13 protein-coding genes, 1 tRNA gene and 1 rRNA gene are annotated in these 19,367 nt (G+C 70.3%); 2 read left to right on the forward strand and 13 right to left on the reverse strand.

Annotated features, from left to right (window positions below; translation table 11 throughout):
• The first annotated feature begins 40 nt into the window (after positions 1–40).
• On the forward strand, positions 41–871 hold the full coding sequence (locus ACFUJY_RS06430; RefSeq protein WP_383295340.1) for a DNA-formamidopyrimidine glycosylase family protein: 831 nt from the start codon (positions 41–43) through the stop codon (positions 869–871).
• 67 nt (positions 872–938) lie between these two features.
• Here the strand turns inward: ACFUJY_RS06430 and ACFUJY_RS06435 are convergent, their stop codons facing one another.
• From ACFUJY_RS06435 to ACFUJY_RS06485, 11 genes are all read right to left on the reverse strand, one after another.
• Positions 939–1,202 carry a hypothetical protein gene (locus tag ACFUJY_RS06435; protein WP_383295343.1) on the reverse strand — a complete coding sequence of 88 codons (264 nt, stop codon included), beginning with the start codon at positions 1,200–1,202 and terminating at the stop codon, positions 939–941.
• Between the two features lie 175 nt (positions 1,203–1,377).
• Positions 1,378–1,569, reverse strand: coding sequence for a CsbD family protein (locus tag ACFUJY_RS06440; RefSeq protein WP_361025244.1), 192 nt, complete (start codon positions 1,567–1,569; stop codon positions 1,378–1,380).
• Between the two features lie 46 nt (positions 1,570–1,615).
• Positions 1,616–2,086, reverse strand: a complete 471-nt coding sequence (locus tag ACFUJY_RS06445; protein ID WP_383295346.1) for a Dps family protein — start codon at positions 2,084–2,086, stop codon at positions 1,616–1,618.
• 264 nt (positions 2,087–2,350) lie between these two features.
• A complete protein-coding gene (locus tag ACFUJY_RS06450) occupies positions 2,351–2,734 on the reverse strand; it encodes a helix-turn-helix domain-containing protein (protein ID WP_018105285.1) in 384 nt (127 codons plus the stop codon).
• Positions 2,735–2,843: 109 nt separating this feature from the next.
• Positions 2,844–3,353: a CinA family protein gene (locus ACFUJY_RS06455; RefSeq protein ID WP_383295350.1), complete on the reverse strand. Its 510-nt coding sequence runs from the start codon at positions 3,351–3,353 to the stop codon at positions 2,844–2,846.
• Complete coding sequence (gene pgsA / locus ACFUJY_RS06460; protein WP_383295353.1) at positions 3,350–4,087, reverse strand: CDP-diacylglycerol--glycerol-3-phosphate 3-phosphatidyltransferase; 738 nt, start codon at positions 4,085–4,087, stop codon at positions 3,350–3,352. The genes ACFUJY_RS06455 and pgsA overlap by 4 nt, the downstream gene beginning before the upstream one ends.
• Positions 4,084–5,562 (reverse strand): 30S ribosomal protein S12 methylthiotransferase RimO, encoded by a 1,479-nt coding sequence (rimO, locus tag ACFUJY_RS06465; protein ID WP_383295356.1) that lies wholly within the window; start codon positions 5,560–5,562, stop codon positions 4,084–4,086. The genes pgsA and rimO overlap by 4 nt, the downstream gene beginning before the upstream one ends.
• Positions 5,563–5,694: 132 nt before the next feature.
• On the reverse strand, positions 5,695–6,498 hold the full coding sequence (locus ACFUJY_RS06470) for a helix-turn-helix domain-containing protein (protein ID WP_383295359.1): 804 nt from the start codon (positions 6,496–6,498) through the stop codon (positions 5,695–5,697).
• A 200-nt stretch (positions 6,499–6,698) separates the two neighbouring features.
• Complete coding sequence (locus ACFUJY_RS06475) at positions 6,699–9,443, reverse strand: DNA translocase FtsK (protein ID WP_383295362.1); 2,745 nt, start codon at positions 9,441–9,443, stop codon at positions 6,699–6,701.
• Between the two features lie 184 nt (positions 9,444–9,627).
• Positions 9,628–10,305 carry a two-component system response regulator gene (locus ACFUJY_RS06480; RefSeq protein WP_383295365.1) on the reverse strand — a complete coding sequence of 226 codons (678 nt, stop codon included), beginning with the start codon at positions 10,303–10,305 and terminating at the stop codon, positions 9,628–9,630.
• 245 nt (positions 10,306–10,550) lie between these two features.
• Positions 10,551–15,974, reverse strand: a complete 5,424-nt coding sequence (locus ACFUJY_RS06485) for a HAMP domain-containing protein (protein WP_383295368.1) — start codon at positions 15,972–15,974, stop codon at positions 10,551–10,553.
• Between the two features lie 411 nt (positions 15,975–16,385).
• Here ACFUJY_RS06485 and ACFUJY_RS06490 point away from each other — a divergent pair, with 411 nt between their 5' ends.
• Entirely contained in the window at positions 16,386–18,992 is a 2,607-nt protein-coding gene (locus ACFUJY_RS06490) for a SpoIIE family protein phosphatase (RefSeq protein ID WP_383295371.1), read from the forward strand.
• Positions 18,993–19,045: 53 nt separating this feature from the next.
• Here ACFUJY_RS06490 and ACFUJY_RS06495 read toward each other — a convergent pair.
• Together ACFUJY_RS06495 and rrf are read right to left on the reverse strand one after the other, a co-directional pair.
• Positions 19,046–19,118, reverse strand: a tRNA-Thr gene (locus tag ACFUJY_RS06495).
• A 174-nt stretch (positions 19,119–19,292) separates the two neighbouring features.
• Positions 19,293–19,367, reverse strand: a 5S ribosomal RNA gene (rrf, locus tag ACFUJY_RS06500); the annotation flags it as partial.

Here is a 19,367-nt window from a genome sequence, read left to right on the forward strand (position 1 = left end):
ACCCGTCCCACGCATCCCCCGCCCCACGCATCATGGAGGCATGCCCGAAGGAGATACCGTCCTGCAGACCGCCGCGCGGCTGCACCACGCGCTGGCCGGACAGGTCCTCACCACGTCCGACCTCCGCGTCCCCCGGTTCGCCACCGCCGACCTCACGGGCCGGGCCGTCCTCGACGTCACCGCCCGGGGCAAACACCTGCTGACCCGTGTCGAGGGCGGTCTCACCCTGCACAGCCACCTCCGGATGGACGGCGCCTGGCGGATCTACGCCCCGGGCGAGCGCTGGCGCGGCGGCCCCGCCCACCAGATCCGCGCCGTCCTGGGCAACGCGGCGCACACCGCCGTCGGGTACCGCCTCCCGGTCCTGGAGCTCCTGCGCACCCAGGACGAGGAGCAGGCGGTCGGCCACCTCGGCCCGGATCTGCTCGGGCCGGACTGGGACGCCGACACGGCGCTGCGGAATCTGCTGAGCGACCCCGCCCGCCCGCTCGGCGAGGCCCTGCTCGACCAGCGCAACCTGGCCGGCATCGGGAACATCTACAAGGCCGAGCTCTGCTTCCTGGCCCGCGCCACACCCTGGCTTCCCATCGGCGAGCTGCCCGCCCGGACGGCCGCCCTGCTGGTCAGCACGGCGCACCAGCTCCTCGACGCCAACCGCGACCGCCCGAACCGCGTCACGACGGCCGGAGGCCGTTCGCGTACCGTCGCGAGCGCTGCCGCCCGCACGCGGAGGCCGAGTGAAAGTCTCTGGGTCTACGGCCGGGCACACCGCCCCTGCCTGCGCTGCGGAACCCCGATCCGCGCGGCCGAGCAGGACGACCGCCCCGCCTACTGGTGCCCCAGCTGCCAGACCGGCCCGGGGCCGGCCTGACGTACCGCGACTGCCGGGTCAGGCAGCCGTACCGGCCAGCGGCAGCGGATCGTGCCGCCCACGTCCCCTACCTGACCACCCACCGCCGCCACGCCCCCGCCCGCCTCCGGGCCCACGCCGTACCGCGCCGCAGCAGACCGGTACCCGCGTCGAAGATGCCGAGAGGTCTGGCCGTGGCGGCCACGTGCACGGGCAGGAGGCTGAGGCCCCATCCGCCCGCCGCCACCGCTCCCTCGACCACCCCGGCGTGCGCCGGGGCCAGCATCAGCCGCAGCACGGCCCACCACCACACGCCGCAGAGAACGAGCGCCGGCACCCATCGCCGTACCATGGCTGCCTCCTCCGGGTTGATCCAAACGAAGGACCCTAGTCGCGCCCGTTCTTCCGGGACGAGAGCGCACCGTTGCACCCCCGGCGCGCACGGTGCGGGTCGCACCACCCCGCCCCGCCCCCTCTCAGCGCGGAGCCCCCACCGCACGGGTGGGGGCTCGCCGCGGACCGAGGGGTCAGCCCTTGTCGTCGTTCAGGGAGTCCTTGACGCCGTCCGCCCGGTCACGGGCTCCGTCCATGGCGTCCTTGGCCTTGCCCTTGGCCTGGTCCGCCTTGCCCTCGGCCTCCTTGCGACGGTCGCCGGTCATCTTGCCCATGGCTTCCTTCGCCTTGCCGGTGACCTTGTCCTTCGCGCCTTCGTTCCTCATGCCGCTACCTCCGTGAAGAAAATCTGCTGGGTGATGGCGTGTGCGCTCAGGCGCTCTCGGCCTGGAACATCCACGCGTGCTTCTCGAGATCGGCGGTCAGCGCGATCAGGATGTCCTGGCTGACCGGGTCCGGGGTCTCGGTCGCCTCGATGCGCTCGCGCATCCGCCCGATCACCACCCCGAGGGCGTCTACCAGGGTCTTCACCGCGTCCACGTCCTTGATCCAGCCTTCGGACACCGACGCGATGGCCGTGCTCTTGGCGATCGTCGCGGCTCGGCCGTCCGGGTTGACGCCGAGCGCGGACGCCCGCTCCGCGACGGTGTCGGAGTGCTGGCGCGCGGTGTCCACGACGTCGTCGAGCTGGAGGTGCACGGACCTGAACCGCGGCCCGACCACGTTCCAGTGGACCTGCTTGGCCACCAGAGAAAGGTCGAGGAGATCCACCAGGGCGCCCTGCAGGGCGTCTCCGACGGTCTTGAGGTCGGTCTCGGACAGTGGGCTCTTCACCACAGACATGCACGTCTCCGATCTGGAATCCGTTCCGTTCAGCACCACCCACGATGGCACAAACGAAGCAAAACGGTCATTTGAGAAGCGCTCGACGAATCCGTCGCGTTCGGTCGGAGGGCTTCCTCGGTCTCTCATCCACGCACCTGCCCCCCATCGCCCCGCTGACACACGAGAAGGCCCACGAAATCCACCCGTAGACACGCGAAAGCCCCGGTTCTCCCCCACAGCAGGGGAAGAACCGGGGCTTCGGCTTCACACCGAACCGAACGGTCAGGCGGCGACTACGTCCACCGCTTCCGCGGGTGCCTTGATGGTCACCCGCCCCGTCGGTACACCCGCCACCGAGGTAACGGAGACGGAGTTGAGCATGGGGCGCACCGGTACAGGTACCGGATCGCTGGCCGCTGCCGACTCGGCCAGTTCGGCCAGGGACAGCTCATCGCTCACTTCACGCATGAGCTCGGACATCCGTACGTCAAGCGCGTCGCAAATGGCGGAGAGCAGTTCGGAGGATGCCTCCTTCTGCCCCCGCTCCACCTCGGAGAGATAGCCGAGCGAAACTCGGGCGGACGAGGAGACTTCGCGCAGAGTACGGCCTTGGCGCTGGCGCTGCCGACGCAGCACGTCACCCAGCAGGCGACGGAGCAGAATCATCGGTGGCTCCCTCCTCGGACCGCGTAGCCGCATCCTTCACGCCCCACCGTACCGCCTAGCGCTGCGGCCGTGCGGGGAGCGATGTCGTGTTCACTCAGGGCTGCAAACATCAATTCCCCCCGTTCTCTTCCGTATCCTGTGCGCTCGCATTCTCGTGGAGTTCGCCTGAGAGCAGGTCGAGCGCGCTTCGTACGCTCTTCTTACGGATGTCCGCCCGATCGCCGTTCAACCGCAGCGCGGCCACTTTCTCGGTGCCGCACGGGCCGCTGACCGCTACGAAGACCGTCCCGACGGGTTGGCCGTCCTGCGGTTCGGGGCCGGCGACGCCGGTGGTCGCCACTCCCCAGTCTGCGCCCAGAGCCCGCCGTACGCCTGTCGCCATCTGCCGCGCGACGTCCGCGTCGACCGCCCCGCGCTCCGCCAGGAGACCGGCGTCCACTCCCAGGACTTCACTCTTGAGGGGGGTCGCGTAAGCCGTCACCGAGCCCCTGAAGGCTTGGGAGGCACCCGGTACGGACGTGAGTTCGGCCGCGACCAGGCCGCCGGTCAGCGACTCCGCGACGGCGAGGGTCTGCCCGCGCTCGACGAGCAGCCACAGCACCCGGCCCGCCGCAGTCACCGCTCGGCCTCCGCCGGGCCCCGGGCCCCCGCCGCCTCGGCGGCCGTGCCGCTCTCCGCGGCGGCGGGCCGGGGCGCCTCCGAGGCCGCCCGTTCCGCCGCGAGGCCCTGGCGCCGCAGCACGACGGCCTGGCGGACGTAGTCCAGACCGGTGACGACCGTCAACACGACGGCCACCGCCATCACCCAGAAGCGCAGGGTGGCCAGCGGACCGGTCAGCGCCAGGACGTACATCCCGACGGCCGTCCCCTGCGCCAGCGTCTTCATCTTGCCGCCGCGGCTGGCCGGAATGACCCCGTGCCGGATCACCCAGAACCGCATCAGCGTGATGCCCAGCTCGCGGAAGAGGATCACGCCCGTGACCCACCAGGGCAGGTCGCCCAGGTACGACAGACAGATCAGCGCCGCACCCATGATCGCCTTGTCGGCGATCGGGTCGGCGATCTTCCCGAAGTCGGTGACCAGGTTGTACGTGCGCGCCAGGTGCCCGTCGAACAGGTCGGTGATCATGGCGACGGCGAAGGCGGCCCAGGCGAACGAGCGCCAGGCCGGGTCGTAACCGCCGTTGTGGAGCAGCAGCACCACGAAGCCGGGGACGAGCACGAGCCGGGCCATCGTCAGAAGGTTGGCGATGTTCCACAGACTGGCCTGATTGACCGCAGCGGCGCCCAGCTTTCCGCCGCGGACCGGCGTCGCGCCGGAACCGCCTGCCGCGGACGCCGGGACTCCGGTCATCTGGCTACCTCCACAAGCTCACTGCACTCGGCGATCAGGTCCACCCCTTCGGTGCCCACGACCTTTGCCTCGACCATACGGCCCGGAACCAGGCCCTCGCGTGTGGTGAAGAGCACCTGGCCATCGGTTTCGGGCGCCTGGTGCGCGGCACGGCCGTAGGCGCGCGGCTCCTCCTCGGTGGGCTCGACGGACTCGACCAGCACCTGGAGCGTCTCGCCCATGCGCTCCTCGGCGCGCTGCGAGGTCAGTTCCTCGGCGAGCTGCGAGATGTGCGCGAGGCGCTCCGCGATGACGTCGGCGTCGAGCTTGTCGTCGTAGCCGACCGCCTCGGTGCCCTCCTCGTCGGAGTAGCCGAAGACGCCGATGGCGTCGAGACGGGCGCCCGTGAGGAACCGTTCCAGCTCCGCGAGGTCGTCCTCGCTCTCGCCCGGGAAGCCCACGATGAAGTTGGACCGCGCGCCGGCCTGCGGTGCCTTGCCCCGGATCGTGTCCAGCAGCTCCAGGAAGCGGTCGGTGTCGCCGAAGCGGCGCATCGCCCGCAGCACGCCGGGCGCGGAGTGCTGGAAGGACAGGTCGAAGTAGGGCGCGACCTTCGGCGTCGAGGTGAGGACGTCGATCAGGCCGGGCCGCATCTCGGCGGGCTGCAGGTAGCTGACGCGGATGCGCTCGATCCCGTCGACCTCCGCGAGCTCGGGCAGCAGGGTCTCCAGGAGACGGATGTCACCGAGGTCCTTGCCGTACGAGGTGTTGTTCTCGGAGACCAGCATGACCTCCTTCACGCCCTGTTCGGCGAGCCAGCGGGTCTCGCCCAGCACGTCCGAGGGGCGGCGGGAGATGAAGGAGCCGCGGAAGGACGGGATGGCGCAGAAGGAGCAGCGGCGGTCGCAGCCGGAGGCCAGCTTGACCGAGGCGACGGGGCTGGTGCCCAGCCGGCGGCGCAGCGGCGCGCGCGGCCCGGAGACCGGGGCGACGCCCTCCGGCAGGTCGGCGGGGGCGGGGGCGACCTCCTGCGCGTGGCCGGGCAGGGAGACGGCGGCGTCCTGCCGCTCGGCGGGGCTGATCGGCAGCAGCTTGCGGCGGTCGCGGGGGGTGTGGGCGGCGTGGATGCCGCCGCTGAGGATGGTCTGGAGGCGGTCGGAGATGTCGGCGTAATCGTCGAAACCGAGGACGCCGTCCGCTTCCGGCAGGGCCTCGGCGAGGTCCTTTCCGTAGCGCTCGGCCATGCAGCCGACGGCGACGACGGCCTGGGTGCGGCCGTGGTCCTTCAGATCATTGGCTTCGAGGAGGGCGTCGACGGAGTCCTTCTTGGCGGCCTCGACGAACCCACAGGTGTTGACGACGGCGACATCGGCATCGGAGGCATCCTCGACGAGCTCCCAGCCGTCCGCTGCCAGGCGGCCTGCGAGCTCCTCCGAGTCCACCTCGTTACGGGCGCAGCCAAGAGTGACAAGGGCGACGGTACGGCGTTCGGGCATGGACTCAAGACTACTTTGTCCCGGCACCGGCCCCGCCGCGGAGGCTGCGCCGTCACCCACGGTGACAAAGACGGCGAGCGCCCGGCACGGTGGCCGGGCGCTCGCCGCGCCGCGATGTCTCCGGGTGACCGGTCAGCCGACCTCGGGGTCGCCCTTGGTGTACGAGAGGCGTTCGACCTGTCCGGGCTTGAACTGGTCCTCGACCTTCTTCCCGTTCACGAAGAGCTCGATCGAGCCCGCGTTGCCGAGGATGAGGTCGACGCGCTCCTTGTCCTGGAAGGTCTTCGACTGGCCCTGCTGGAGGGTGCCGTCGAAGAGGGACCGGCCGTTGTGGTCCTTGGCGGAGATCCAGCTCTTGCCCTGGGTGGCGCTGAGCTTGACGGTGACCTTGTCCTGGGGCGCCGCGGCGATGGCGCTCTCGGACGGGGCCGGCTTGGGGTCGGCGGGCTTGCTGGCGGAGGGCTTCGGGGCGATCTTGTCGGAGGTCGGGCCCTCGGCGACGCGGCCCGCGGTCGAGGGCCCGTCGTCGCCGCCCTTGAAGAAGGTGAAGCCGACGAAGCCGATCACGGCGACGATCGCCGCGACCATGGCCGCCGTCCAGTTGGGCCTGCGGGGTTCGGAACGGATGCGTTCGGCCTCGAACAGCGGCGCCGCCAACGTGGGCGCGGGACGGCCGCCGTGCTCGGCGTCGTACTGCGCGATCAGCGGTTCCGGATCGGTGCCGACGGCACGGGCGAGCGTACGGATGTGGCCGCGGGCGTACACGTCGCCGCCGCAGCGGGAGAAGTCGTCCTGCTCGATCGCGTGCACGATGGGGATGCGCACCCGGGTGGACGTGCTGACCTCTTCGACCGTGAGGCCTGCGGCGAGACGAGCCTGCTGGAGCACTCGACCGATCGAAGGCTGGTCGTCTTCGGGGGAGTTGCCGATGGACACGGGGGCGCCTTTCGAGCGTGAGCCACCTGCTGGGTGTTCAGTCTAGGGGGGGTACGAAAGGGTGGGGCAACCGGGCGGGTGGACTTTGTACGCCATCAGATTCGAACAGAGCCGGTTTCGCCGGGACGCCCCGGGGAAGGCGTTCCGTCCTTCCCTTCAACTTGACGTACGGCCCGGCGAAACGGTTGCCCGCAAAACTCTTACGAAGCGGTTTCCCCACGAATCTGCGCCAACACCCCGTCGAGCTCGTCGGGTTTCACCAGGACGTCGCGCGCCTTGGAGCCCTCGCTCGGTCCGACGATGTTGCGCGACTCCATCAGGTCCATCAGCCGCCCGGCCTTGGCGAAGCCGACCCTCAGCTTGCGCTGGAGCATCGAGGTCGATCCGAACTGGGTGGAGACGACCAGCTCGGCGGCCTGGCACAGCAGGTCGAGGTCGTCGCCGATGTCCTCGTCGATCTCCTTCTTCTGCTTGGTGCCGACCACCACGTCGTCGCGGAAGACCGGGGTCATCTGCTCCTTGCAGTGCCGGACGACGGCCGCGACCTCGTCCTCGGTGACGAAGGCGCCCTGCATACGGGTCGGCTTGTTCGCGCCCATCGGCAGGAACAGGCCGTCACCCTTTCCGATGAGTTTCTCGGCGCCGGGCTGGTCCAGGATGACGCGGCTGTCGGCGAGCGAGGAGGTGGCGAAGGCGAGCCGCGAGGGGACGTTCGCCTTGATCAGACCGGTGACGACGTCCACCGAGGGGCGCTGGGTGGCGAGCACCAGGTGGATGCCGGCGGCGCGGGCCAGCTGGGTGATGCGGACGATCGAGTCCTCGACGTCGCGCGGGGCGACCATCATCAGGTCGGCCAGCTCGTCGACGATCACCAGCAGATACGGGTAGGGCGCGAGCTCCCGTTCGCTGCCCTCCGGCGTCTTGAGCTTGCCGGTGCGCACGGCGTGGTTGAAGTCGTCGATGTGCCGGTAGCCGAAGGCCGCAAGGTCGTCGTAGCGCAGATCCATCTCGCGTACGACCCACTGGAGTGCCTCGGCGGCCTTCTTGGGGTTGGTGATGATCGGCGTGATCAGGTGCGGGATGCCCTCGTACGCGGTGAGCTCGACCCGCTTCGGGTCGACGAGGACCATCCGGACGTCCTCCGGCGTGGCCCGCACCATGATCGAGGTGATCAGGCAGTTGATGCAGGACGACTTGCCGGAGCCGGTCGCACCGGCCACCAGGACGTGCGGCATCTTCGCGAGGTTGGCCATCTCGTAGCCGCCCTCCACGTTCTTGCCGAGCGCGACGAGCATGGGGTGGTCGTCCTCGGCCGCGTCCGCCAGCCGCAGTACGTCGCCGAGGTTGACCATCTCCCGGTCGGAGTTGGGGATCTCGATGCCGACCGCGGACTTGCCCGGAATCGGCGAGATGATGCGGACGTCGGGGCTGGCGACGGCGTACGCGATGTTCTTGGTGAGCGCCGTGATCCGCTCGACCTTCACGGCCGGGCCGAGCTCCACCTCGTACCGCGTCACCGTCGGACCGCGGGTAAAGCCGGTGACGGCGGCGTCCACCTTGAACTCGGTGAACACGTTGGTCAGCGAGGCGACGATCGCGTCGTTGGCGGCGCTCCGGGTCTTGCCGGGACCGCCGCGCTCCAGCAGGTCGAGCGAGGGCAGCGCGTACGTGATGTCGCCGGAGAGCTGGAGCTGTTCGGCGCGGGCGGGCAGCGACTGGGGCTCGGGGGGCTCGGGGGCCGGCTTGGTCAGATCGGGTACACCGGCCCCGGGCGTGGCCTCCGCCCGCTTCCCGGCCGGCTCCGCCTCCCTGGCACCGGGCACCGGCGTGCCCGCCCGGTCACGCTCCACCGAGACGCCCTGGGTCAGGTCGGCGACGACCGGCGAGGGCGGCATCCCGTTGAGCACGGCACCGTCGAGCGCGGCGGCAGCGGCGGCCGCGACGTCCACGGCGTCCATCGTGCGGTTCATCGCGGGCTGCACGGAGGGCCTGCGCGGCCTGCGGCGCTTGGTCAGCGCCTCGGACTCCGCGAGGTCCGGGTCGTAGGCGTCGGGCGCCTGGGAGCGCCGGGAGCGGGCCGGCAGCGCCTCGCGCCACTGCTCGTCGTACCGCTCGTCGTCGCCCGGCTCCCCGGGGTCGGGCGCCGGCTCCACGATGCCCAGCTTGACGCCGAGCAGCCGCAGCCGCTGGGGGATGGCGTTGACCGGGGTCGCCGTGACGACCAGCAGCCCGAAGACGGTGAGGAGCAGCAGCAGCGGCACCGCCAGCACCTCGCCCATGGCGAAGATCAGCGGCTTGGAGGCGGCCCAGCCGATCAGGCCGCCCGCGTCCTGCATGGCCTCGGTTCCCTCGTCGCGGCCCGGCGAACCGCACGCGATGTGGACCTGCCCGAGCACGCCGATGACCAGGGCGGAGAGGCCGATGACGATGCGGCCGTTGGCCTCGGGCCGCTGGGGGTAAAGGATCAGCCGCACCGCGATGACGCCCAGCAGTATCGGCACGAGCAGGTCGAGCCGGCCGAACGCCCCGGTGACGAGCATCTCCACGAGATCGCCCACGGGACCGCGCAGGTTCGACCAGGTGCCCGCGGCGACGATCAGCGCGAGGCCGAGCAGCAGCAGCGCGACGCCGTCCTTGCGGTGGGCGGGGTCGAGGCCCTTGGCGCCGCGCCCTATGCCGCGGAACATCGCGCCGACGGCGTGGGCCGCGCCGAGCCAGACCGCCCGCGCCAGCCGGTACACGCCATTCGTGGGCGAAGGCGCCGGACGCGGCGGAGCGGCCTTCTTCGCCGCGGTCTTCTTGGCCGGCGCCTTCTTCGCGGGCGCCTTCTTGACTGCGGTCTTCTTGGCGGGCGCGGCTTTCTTGGCCGGACCCGGGCCACCGCCGACGCGCTTCGCGGTGCCCGCAGTGCCCTGGGAACCCTTGCCGGACGTACGTGAGGCCATGGTGCCGAGGTTACCGGTGTCTACGCCCGTGAACAGGTGGGCGTACCCGTTCACCCGTCCGTGTCGCCGCGCGCGAGCCGGAAACTGACGCGTCCTCACCGGCGGACGCGCCCCGAAACCCCTCGGCCGCCGCGCAGTTGCCCGGACGCCCCGAAGGCGCCGCGTACGCACGACGGGTGCGCCGTTACGAGGGAAGAGTCGCCGACGCCCCGCCGGTGCCCGGCTCCAGCGCGTCGAGGGCGCGACGCAATCCGGTCAGCTTCCGTTCGAGATGGGCGGCCGTCGCCACCGCGCCGGCGTCCGCGGACTCGTCGTCGAGCTGCTTCGACAGCGCCTCCGCCTGCTCTTCGACGGCCGCGAGCCGCGCGGAGAGCTCGGCCAGCAGACCGGCGGGCTCCCGGTCCTGCTCGGCGCTCGTCCGGCCGCCGCCCTCCAGCTGGAGCCGCAGCAGCGCCGCCTGCTCGCGCAGCTGGCAGTTCTTCATGTACAGCTCCACGAAGACCGAGACCTTGGCGCGCAGCACCCATGGGTCGAACGGCTTCGAGATGTAGTCCACCGCGCCGGCCGCGTAACCCCGGAAGGTGTGGTGCGGGCCGTGGTTGATCGCGGTGAGGAAGATGATCGGGATGTCCCGGGTCCGTTCCCGCCGCTTGATGTGCGCGGCGGTTTCGAAACCGTCCATGCCCGGCATCTGGACGTCCAGCAGAATGACCGCGAAGTCGTCCGTGAGCAGCGCTTTGAGCGCCTCCTCCCCTGACGATGCCCGTACCAGTGTCTGATCGAGCGCAGAGAGGATGGCCTCCAGCGCCAGCAGATTCTCCGGCCGGTCATCGACCAGGAGGATCTTGGCCTTCTGCACCATGGCCCGCCCTCCTCGCCCCGGAATTGCACCGGGCGCCGCCCCGGGGGACGACTCCCTTACGCCGCCCGTCCTTGTGCCGGTCATGGTAGCCGCACCCCGGCGGTCACCACACCCTGTCACCGTGATGTCACTGTGCACGTACCGGAAACGTGGCGGGAGACCAGAAGGTTCCCCGCAATCCGCGTTCCCACACTCCTTCGGACACCACCGATCAACAAATCTTCATGGATTCTCTCAGTGCGTGCTCACTCTTCGCGCATCCACCCTTCCATGACCGAAAGAAGATGGTCGGGATCGACCGGCTTGGTGACATAGTCGGACGCACCCGATTCGAGCGCCTTCTCCTTGTCGCCCTTCATCGCCTTGGCGGTCAGCGCCACGATCGGCAGCGCGGCGAACTGCGGCATCCGGCGGATCGCCGAGGTCGTCGCGTAACCGTCCATCTCCGGCATCATGATGTCCATCAGTACGACCGTCACATCGTCGTGCTGCTCCAGGACTTCGATGCCCTCGCGCCCGTTCTCGGCGTACAGGACCGTCAGTCCGTGCTGCTCCAGCACGCTGGTCAGCGCGAAGACGTTACGGATGTCGTCGTCGACGATCAGCACCTTCTCACCGCCGAACCGGAACGTCCTGCGGGTCTCCGGCTCCTCCTGACCGCCCACGGCCCATGACTCCGGCTCGGCGTCCGGGGCCGGCTGCGCGGCGGGGGCGGGCACCGGCCGCGGCGGCAGCGCGGGCTGCTGCCGGGCACCTCCGAGCGCCTTGCGCCGGCGGCGCGGGGCCGTCTGCGCGGGGTCCGGCACGTACACCTGTCCGGCCTCCGGCTCCCGGCCGCCCTCGATCACGCCGGTGTGGCCGTCGGCCTGGCCCGGAGCGAGTTGCGGGTAACCCTGGGGCGGGAGTTCGCTCGGGTGCAGCGGCAGGTACAGGGTGAACGTGGAGCCGCGGCCCGGCTCGCTCGCCGCGTGGATCTCGCCGCCCAGCAGCCGCGCGATCTCACGGCTGATGGACAGGCCGAGGCCCGTGCCCCCGTACTTGCGGCTGGTCGTCCCGTCCGCCTGCTTGAACGCCTCGAAGATGACCCGCATCTTGCTGGCCGCGATCCCGATGCCGGTGTCGGTCACCGAGAAGGCGATCAGCTCGCCGTCCGCGTCGCGCAGCGAACCGGCCTCCAGCAGCTGCTCGCGGATGGCGTCCGGCACCTCCTGGCCGGCGTGCCGGATCACCAGCTCGACGGCCCCGCTGTCGGTGAACTTCACCGCGTTGGACAGCAGGTTGCGCAGCACCTGGAGGAGCCGCTGCTCGTCCGTGTGCAGTGTGGCCGGCAGCTCCGGCGACACCCGTACGGAGAAATCCAGCCCCTTTTCCGCGGTGAGCGGCCGGAAGGTCGCCTCCACGTAGTCGACCAGCTGCACCAGGGCGATCCGCGTCGGGCTGACGTCCATCTTGCCCGCCTCGACCTTCGACAGGTCGAGGATGTCGTTGATCAGCTGGAGCAGGTCGGAACCGGCTCCGTGGATCGTCTCGGCGAATTCCACCTGCTTCGGCGAGAGATTGCCCTCGGCGTTGTCCGCGAGCAGCTTCGCCAGAATGAGCAGCGAGTTGAGCGGCGTGCGCAGCTCGTGCGACATGTTCGCCAGGAACTCGGACTTGTAGCGCATCGAGACGGCGAGCTGTTCGGCGCGCTCCTCCAGGACCTGCCGCGCCTCCTCGATCTCGGTGTTCTTGACCTCGATGTCGCGGTTCTGCCTGGCCAGGAGCTCGGCCTTCTCCTCCAGTTCGGCGTTGGACGCCTGGAGGGCCTTCTGCCGGTTCTCCAGTTCCTGCGAGCGGTCGCGCAATTGCTCGGTGAGCTCCTGCGACTGTTCGAGCAGCTTCTCCGTCGTGGTGTTGACGCTGATCGTGTTGACGCTCGTGGCGATCATTTCCGCGAGCTGGTTCAGGAAGTCCCGCTGGATGTGCGTGAACGGCTGGAACGAGGCCAGTTCGATGACCCCGAGGACCTTGCCCTCGAACAGCACCGGAAGCACGATCACATGCGCGGGCGGCGCCTCACCGAGCCCGGAGGAGATCTTCAGGTATCCCGGCGGCACGTTGTCCACCTGGATCGTCCGCTTCTCCTCGGCGGCCGTGCCGATGAGCGTCTCGCCCGGCCGGAAGGACGTCGGCATGGAGCCGGCGGAGTAGCCGTAGCTTCCCCGCATGCGCAGCTCGTACGCCCCCTCGGCCTCGGCGCCCAGCGCGTCGGTCTCACCGGTGGGGGTGGCCAGGAAGAACGCGCCGTGCTGTGCGGAGACCACGGGGGTCAGCTCGCTCATGATCAGCGAGGCGACGTCGTCCAGGTCGCGGCGCCCCTGCATCAGACCGGAGATGCGGGCGAGGTTGCCCTTCAGCCAGTCCTGCTCCTTGTTGGTGGCGGTGGTGTCGCGCAGGTTCGCGATCATCGTGTTGATGTTGTCCTGGAGGGCCTGGATCTCGCCCGCCGCGTCCACGTCGATCTTCAGGTTGAGGTCGCCGCGCGTCACCGCCGTGGCGACGGCCGCGATGGCCCGCACCTGACGGGTCAGGTTCCCGGCCATCTCGTTCACCGATTCGGTGAGGTCGCGCCAGGTGCCGTCCACGTCGCGCACCCGCGCCTGACCGCCGAGCTGGCCCTCGGTGCCCACCTCGCGGGCGACCCGGGTCACCTGCTCGGCGAACGAGGACAGCTGGTCGACCATCGTGTTGATGGTGTTCTTCAGCTGCTGGATCTCGCCGCGCGCATCGATGTCGATCTTCTTGGTCAGGTCGCCCTTGGCGATGGCCGTCGTGACGGCGGCGATCTGACGCACCTGGCCCGTCAGGTTGGACGCCATCGAGTTCACGGACTCGGTGAGGTCCTTCCACGTACCCGAGACGCCCGGGACGCGCGCCTGGCCGCCCAGCTCACCCTCGGTACCCACCTCGCGGGCGACCCGGGTCACCTCGTCCGCGAACGAGGACAGCGTCGTCACCATCGTGTTGACCGTGTCGGCCAGTTCGGCGACCTCGCCGCGCGCCTCGACGGTGACCTTCTTCGTCAGGTCGCCGTTGGCGACGGCGGACGAGACGCGGGAGATGTTGCGCACCTGGCTGGTGAGGTTGTTGGCCATCAGGTTGACGTTGTCGCTGAGGTCCTTCCAGATGCCCGTCGCCCCGCGCACCCGCGCCTGGCCGCCGAGGATGCCCTCGGTGCCCACCTCGCGGGCCACCCGGGTCACCTCGGAGGAGAACGACGACAGCTGGTCGACCATCGTGTTGACCGTCGTCACCAGTTCGAGGATCTCGCCCTTGGCATCGACGGTGATCTTCTTGGAGAGATCACCGTTGGCGACCGCCGTCGTCACCTCGGCGATGTTGCGCACCTGAATGGTGAGGTTGTTGGCCATGCCGTTGACGGACTGCGTGAGGTCCTTCCACGTACCGGAGACCCCCTGCACCTCGGCCTGGCCGCCCAGCATCCCCTCGGTACCCACCTCGCGGGCCACCCGCGTCACCTGCTCCGCGAAGTTCGAGAGCTGGTCGACCATGGTGTTGAGGGTGTTCTTCAGCTCCAGGATCTCGCCGCGCGCGTCCACGTCGATCTTCTGCGACAGGTCACCCCGTGCCACCGCCGTGGCCACCTGCGCGATGTTCCGGACCTGAGCGGTCAGGTTCCCCGCCATTCCGTTCACCGAGTCGGTGAGGTCACGCCACACACCGGCCACGCCGGGCACCTGCGCCTGGCCGCCGAGGCGCCCGTCCGTACCCACCTCGCGGGCGACCCTGGTCACCTGCTCGGCGAAGGCGGAGAGCTGGTCGACCATCGTGTTGATGGTGTTCTTCAGCTCCAGGATCTCGCCGCGCGCGTCCACGTCGATCTTCTGCGACAGGTCGCCCCGCGCCACCGCGGTCGTGACCTGCGCGATCTGGCGCACCTGGGAGGTGAGGTTCCCCGCCATGAAGTTGACGGAGTCGGTGAGCTCCTTCCACGTACCGGAGACGCCGTCGACCCGCGCCTGACCGCCGAGGCGGCCCTCGGTGCCCACGTCCCGGGCCATCCGCGTGACCTGGTCGGCGAAGGACGAGAGCTGCGCCACCATCGTGTTGACGGTGTTCTTCAGCTCCAGCATCTCCCCCGCGACGTCGACGGTGACCTTCTGCGACAGGTCGCCGTTGGCGACCGCCGTCGTCACCTGCGCGATGTCACGCACCTGACCGGTCAGGTTGCGGAAGGCCGTGTTCACGGAGTCCGTGAGGTCCTTCCAGGTGCCGGCGGCGCCCGGCACCTCGGCCTGCCCGCCGAGCCGGCCCTCGACGCCGACCTCCCGGGCCACCCGGGTCACTTCCGAACCGAAGGACTGGAGCTGGTCGACCATCGTGTTGACGGTGTTCTTCAGCTCCAGCATCTCGCCGGCCACGTCGACGGTGACCTTCTGCGTCATGTCACCGCTGGCCACCGCCGTCGTCACCTGGGCGATGTCGCGCACCTGGGTCGTCAGGTTCCGGAAGACCGTGTTCACCGAGTCGGTGAGGTCCTTCCAGGTGCCGGCGGCGCCCGGCACCTGCGCTTGGCCGCCGAGCACGCCCTGCCCGCCGACCTCGCTGGCCACGCGGGTGACCTCGTCCGCGAAGGTGCGCAGCGTCTCGGTCATCTGGTTGATCGTCTCGGCGAGCTGGGCGACCTCGCCGCGCGCGCTGACCTGCACCTTCTGCGACAGGTCACCGTTGGCGACCGCCGTCGTCACCTCCGCGATGCCGCGTACCTGGGAGGTGAGGTTGCCGGCCATCGTGTTGACGGAGTCCGTCAGGTCCTTCCACACCCCGGCGACCCCGGGCACCACGGCCTGGCCGCCCAGCTCGCCCTCCGTGCCGACCTCGCGGGCGACCCGGGTCACCTCGGAGGAGAACGAGGACAGCTGGTCGACCATCGTGTTGACGGTGTTCTTCAGCTGGAGCATCTCACCGGCCACATGGACGGTGACCTTCCGCGACAGGTCGCCCTTGGCCACCGCCGTCGTCACCAGCGCGATGTCACGCACCTGTGCGGTCAGCCGGTACGCCATGGTGTTGACCGAGTCCGTGAGGTCCTTCCACGACCCGGACATCCCGCGCACCTGCGCCTGGCCGCCGAGCTTGCCCTCGGTCCCCACCTCGACCGCGACCCGCGTCACCTGCTCGGTGAACGCCGACAGCTGGTCGACCAGGTTGTTGACGGTGCGCGCGACCTTCAGGAACTCGCCGCGCAGTGGCCGTACCGTGTCGTCCGCCGTATGGGAGCGCAGCTCCATCCGCTGTTCGAGGTCACCGTCGGCCACCGCCGACAGCACCCGGCCGACCTCGGAGACCGGGCGGGCGAGATCGTCCACCAGCTCGTTCGAGGCGTCGATCGCGGCGGCCCAGGAGCCCTCGCAGGCACCCGTCTCCAGGCGTTCGGTGAGCTTGCCCTCCCGTCCGACCACGCGCCGCACCCGGGCCAGCTCGCCGGTGAGGTGCACGTTGCGGTCGGCGACCTCGTTGAAGACCGCGGCGAGCTCCGCCATCACGCCTTCACCGGAGACCGTGACGCGCCTGCGGAAGTTGCCGTCGCGCATGGCGACCAGACCGGCGAGCAGTCTGTGCAGTGCCGCCGCGTCCACCTCGACGGTTCCATTGCGCTGCTTCTTCACGGACTGACCGCCCTTACTGCGCGTACCCGAACCCCGCGCCGCCACGTCAGACTCCACCGTGTCCCTCCCGCAGGGGTTGACCATCTAGCTAGGACCTCGTCCGAGAGCTTGCCCAGAACTTCCATGGCTCACCGCCACAGCCCACCGTCGACGGGTGACCATGCGGACGTCAAATCGTTGAAACGTACCAGGCGGGAACCGGTCGGGGTGGAACCTCCCATGGTTGTCCCACATCCCTCCGAGGGGAAGCCCATCCTGTCCGGCCGTCCGTCCGTTCCCGCCCGGGCCTGTCCGAAGTCCGCCCTCGTGTATCCGGTGCGCGCGGGGAGCGTCTAGCCTGGCAGGCGAATCGAAGCGGCGAGAAACGGGCACGGACTCGGGGAAGCGACGAGACACCATATGGGGAGTGCTGTGATCACGGCGCGTGCGGCTGCCACCTTCGAGCCGGTGGCGCGCTCCGTCGCGACGGCCCGTGCCTTTGTCCGCGACACGCTCCAGGGCTGGGGATACACCGACGTCGTCGACGACGCCGTCGTCCTGACCAGTGAGCTCGTCACCAATGCCGTGATCCACGCCGGCACCGCCGCGGACGTGCTGTGCCTGCGCACGGAGGACGGCGTCCGGGTGGAGATCGCCGACCACTACCCGGAACGGGAGATCCCGCTCCGCCCGACGGGCGTCGACCTCGACAGCCTCGACAGCGAGAACGGCCGCGGTCTGCTGCTGTGCGCGGCTCTCGCTTCCCGCTGGGGCGTCGAATACTCCCCCACGCGCAAACATGTCTGGTTCCAGCTCGATCTCCCGGACCGCCCGGTGGGCGTCCGCTCGGCCGGTCCGCTGCTGCCCGTGGGCCTGCTCCCCGTCACCGACGACCACGTACGGGTCGCCGTCGTCCAGATCGACGGCGAGGGCGCCGTCGCCGCGTGGAACGACGACGCCGCGTACCTCTTCGGCTACACGGCGGACCAGGTCATCGGCAAGCGGCTCACCGACTTCACCGCCTGGCCGCAGACCCCGGGCACCAGCACCGGCATCGCGGACGCCCTGCGCCTGTCCCGCTGGGAGGGCAGCTACGGCATCCGGGGCGCCGACGGCCGCACCATCCCGGTCTACGGCTCCCACCTGCGCGTACGGGACCCTCAGGGCGAGCCGTCCACGGTCTGCCTGCTGGTGCGCGACTACGAGCGCGCGGTCCTCCAGACCCCCGCCCGCACCCCGGTCTCGGACGCCGCCGAGAGCCGCAAGACGGACCCCTTCGAGGTCTTCATCGGCTCCCCGGCCCCCGACGACCTCGACGGGCTGCTCCAGCGCACGGTCGAGCGGGCCCGCGACATGCTCGACGCCGACGCCGCCTTCCTCCTCCTCGCCACGGACGACGAGACCGAGCTGGAGGTGCGCGCCACGACCGGCCTGCCCTCCGCCCGTCAGCGCTTCGCCCGCGTCCCCGTCGAGGCCGGAACCGGCCGTTACGGCTCCGCCCGGATGCCCGCCGTCCACGAGGACCTGGACGCCGTCCCCGGCGCGGTCCCGCTGCTCGGCAACACCGGCATGCGCTCGGTGGTCACGGTCCCGCTGAAGGTCGAGGGGCGCCTCACCGGCTCGCTGGGCGTCGCTGCCGAGGGCGCCGGCCGCTATTCCAACGAGGAGGCGCTGCGTCTGCAGTTCGCGGCGGACCGGATCGCGCTCGCGGTCGAGTCGGCGCGCCTGGGCGAGCTGGAGCGGCTGCGCCGCGGCTCGCTGTCCTTCCTCGTCGAGGCGTCGGACCTGCTGGCGGGCACTCTGGACCGGGACCAGACCCTGGCCCTGATGGCCCAGATGACGGTCCCGACGCTGGCGACGTGGTGCGCCGTCTACACGATCGCCGACCCGGCGTCGGACCCGGAGCTCTCCTACGTGCTGCACGAGGACGAGGAGCGCATCGACGGGCTCAAGAGCCTGCTCACCAGGATCTCCCCGCCGGAGCCCGTGCGGACCCCCGGGGCGCGGGTGTGGGCCGCTCCGTCCCAGGCCGCCCACGAGGCGGCGCTGCGGACCTCGATGCGGAGTATCGGCATCGGCGGCCCGGGCGGCCTCGGCTCGACCACGCGTACGACACTGGCGACCGCGGCGGCGGTGGGCGGCGAGACCGTCGTCCTGCCCCTGGTCGCCCGCAACCGCGTCATCGGCATGCTGACGCTCGGCAAGCCGTCCGACGACCACTTCCGCCAGGAGATCCTGGAGCTGGCCGAGGACCTGTCCCGCCGGGCCGCGCTGGCCCTGGACAACGCCCGCCTCTACTCGGAGCGCACGGCGATCAGCCAGTCCCTTCAGCGCAGCCTCCTCCCGCCGGGCCTGCCGGCCGTGCCCAACGTCGAGGTGGACGTCATCTACCGCGCGGCCGGCGAGGGCAACGAGGTCGGCGGCGACTTCTACGACGTGTTCCCGATCCGCGACGGCGCGTACGGGTTCGCCATCGGCGACGTCTGCGGTACGGGGCCGGAGGCGGCGGCCGTCACGGGCCTCGCCCGCCACGCGCTGCGCCTGCTGGCCCGGGAGGGCTTCGGCGGCCCCGCGGTCCTGGAGCGGCTCAACGCCGCGATCCTCGACGAGGGGACCCGCAGCCGCTTCCTCACCCTCCTCTACGGCGAGCTGTGGCCGCAGGAGGACGGCAGTGCCCTCCTGAAGGTCGTGTGCGCGGGACACCCGCTGCCGCTGCGTCTGCGCCAGGACGGCTCGGTGGAGCCGGCGGCGGACCCGCAGCCGCTGCTGGGCGTCATGGAGGACCTGGAGCTGTACGAGCAGACGTTCACGCTGGAGCCCGGTGATGTCCTGCTGTGCGTGACGGACGGTGTGACGGAACGCCGTGAGGGTACGCGGATGCTCGGCGACGACGGCCTGGCGGACGTACTCGCCCACTGCACGGGGCTTACGGCGGGCGCGGTGGCCGCACGCATCCTGCGGGCCGTCGAGCGCTTCGCCGCCGAGCCGCCCTCGGACGACATGGCCATCCTGACGATGAGGGTCCCGGAACCTCACTAGCTCCCGGACATGAAGAAAGGCCCCGCCTGACGGCGGGGCCTTTCTTTCTGCTGAGCCCCAATGCGGAATCGAACCGCAGACCTTCTCCTTACCATGGAGACGCTCTACCGACTGAGCTATTGGGGCCTTGCTGCCCTGCGGCAACGAGCTAAAGCATACCCTGATCCAGGGGTTATGCAAAACCGCCCGAGCCCACTCGGGCAGCTGGCGGCCGGCGGACACGGGCCGGTTCCGGCATCCGCGTACCGAGAACGCAGAAAAGCCCCGTGCCAACGGCACGGGGGCTTTCCCACAATGATTGTTCGGCGGCGTCCTACTCTCCCACAGGGTCCCCCCTGCAGTACCATCGGCGCTGAAAGGCTTAGCTTCCGGGTT

Source organism: Streptomyces sp. NPDC057249, from assembly GCF_042669245.1.
GTDB lineage: Bacteria > Actinomycetota > Actinomycetes > Streptomycetales > Streptomycetaceae > Streptomyces.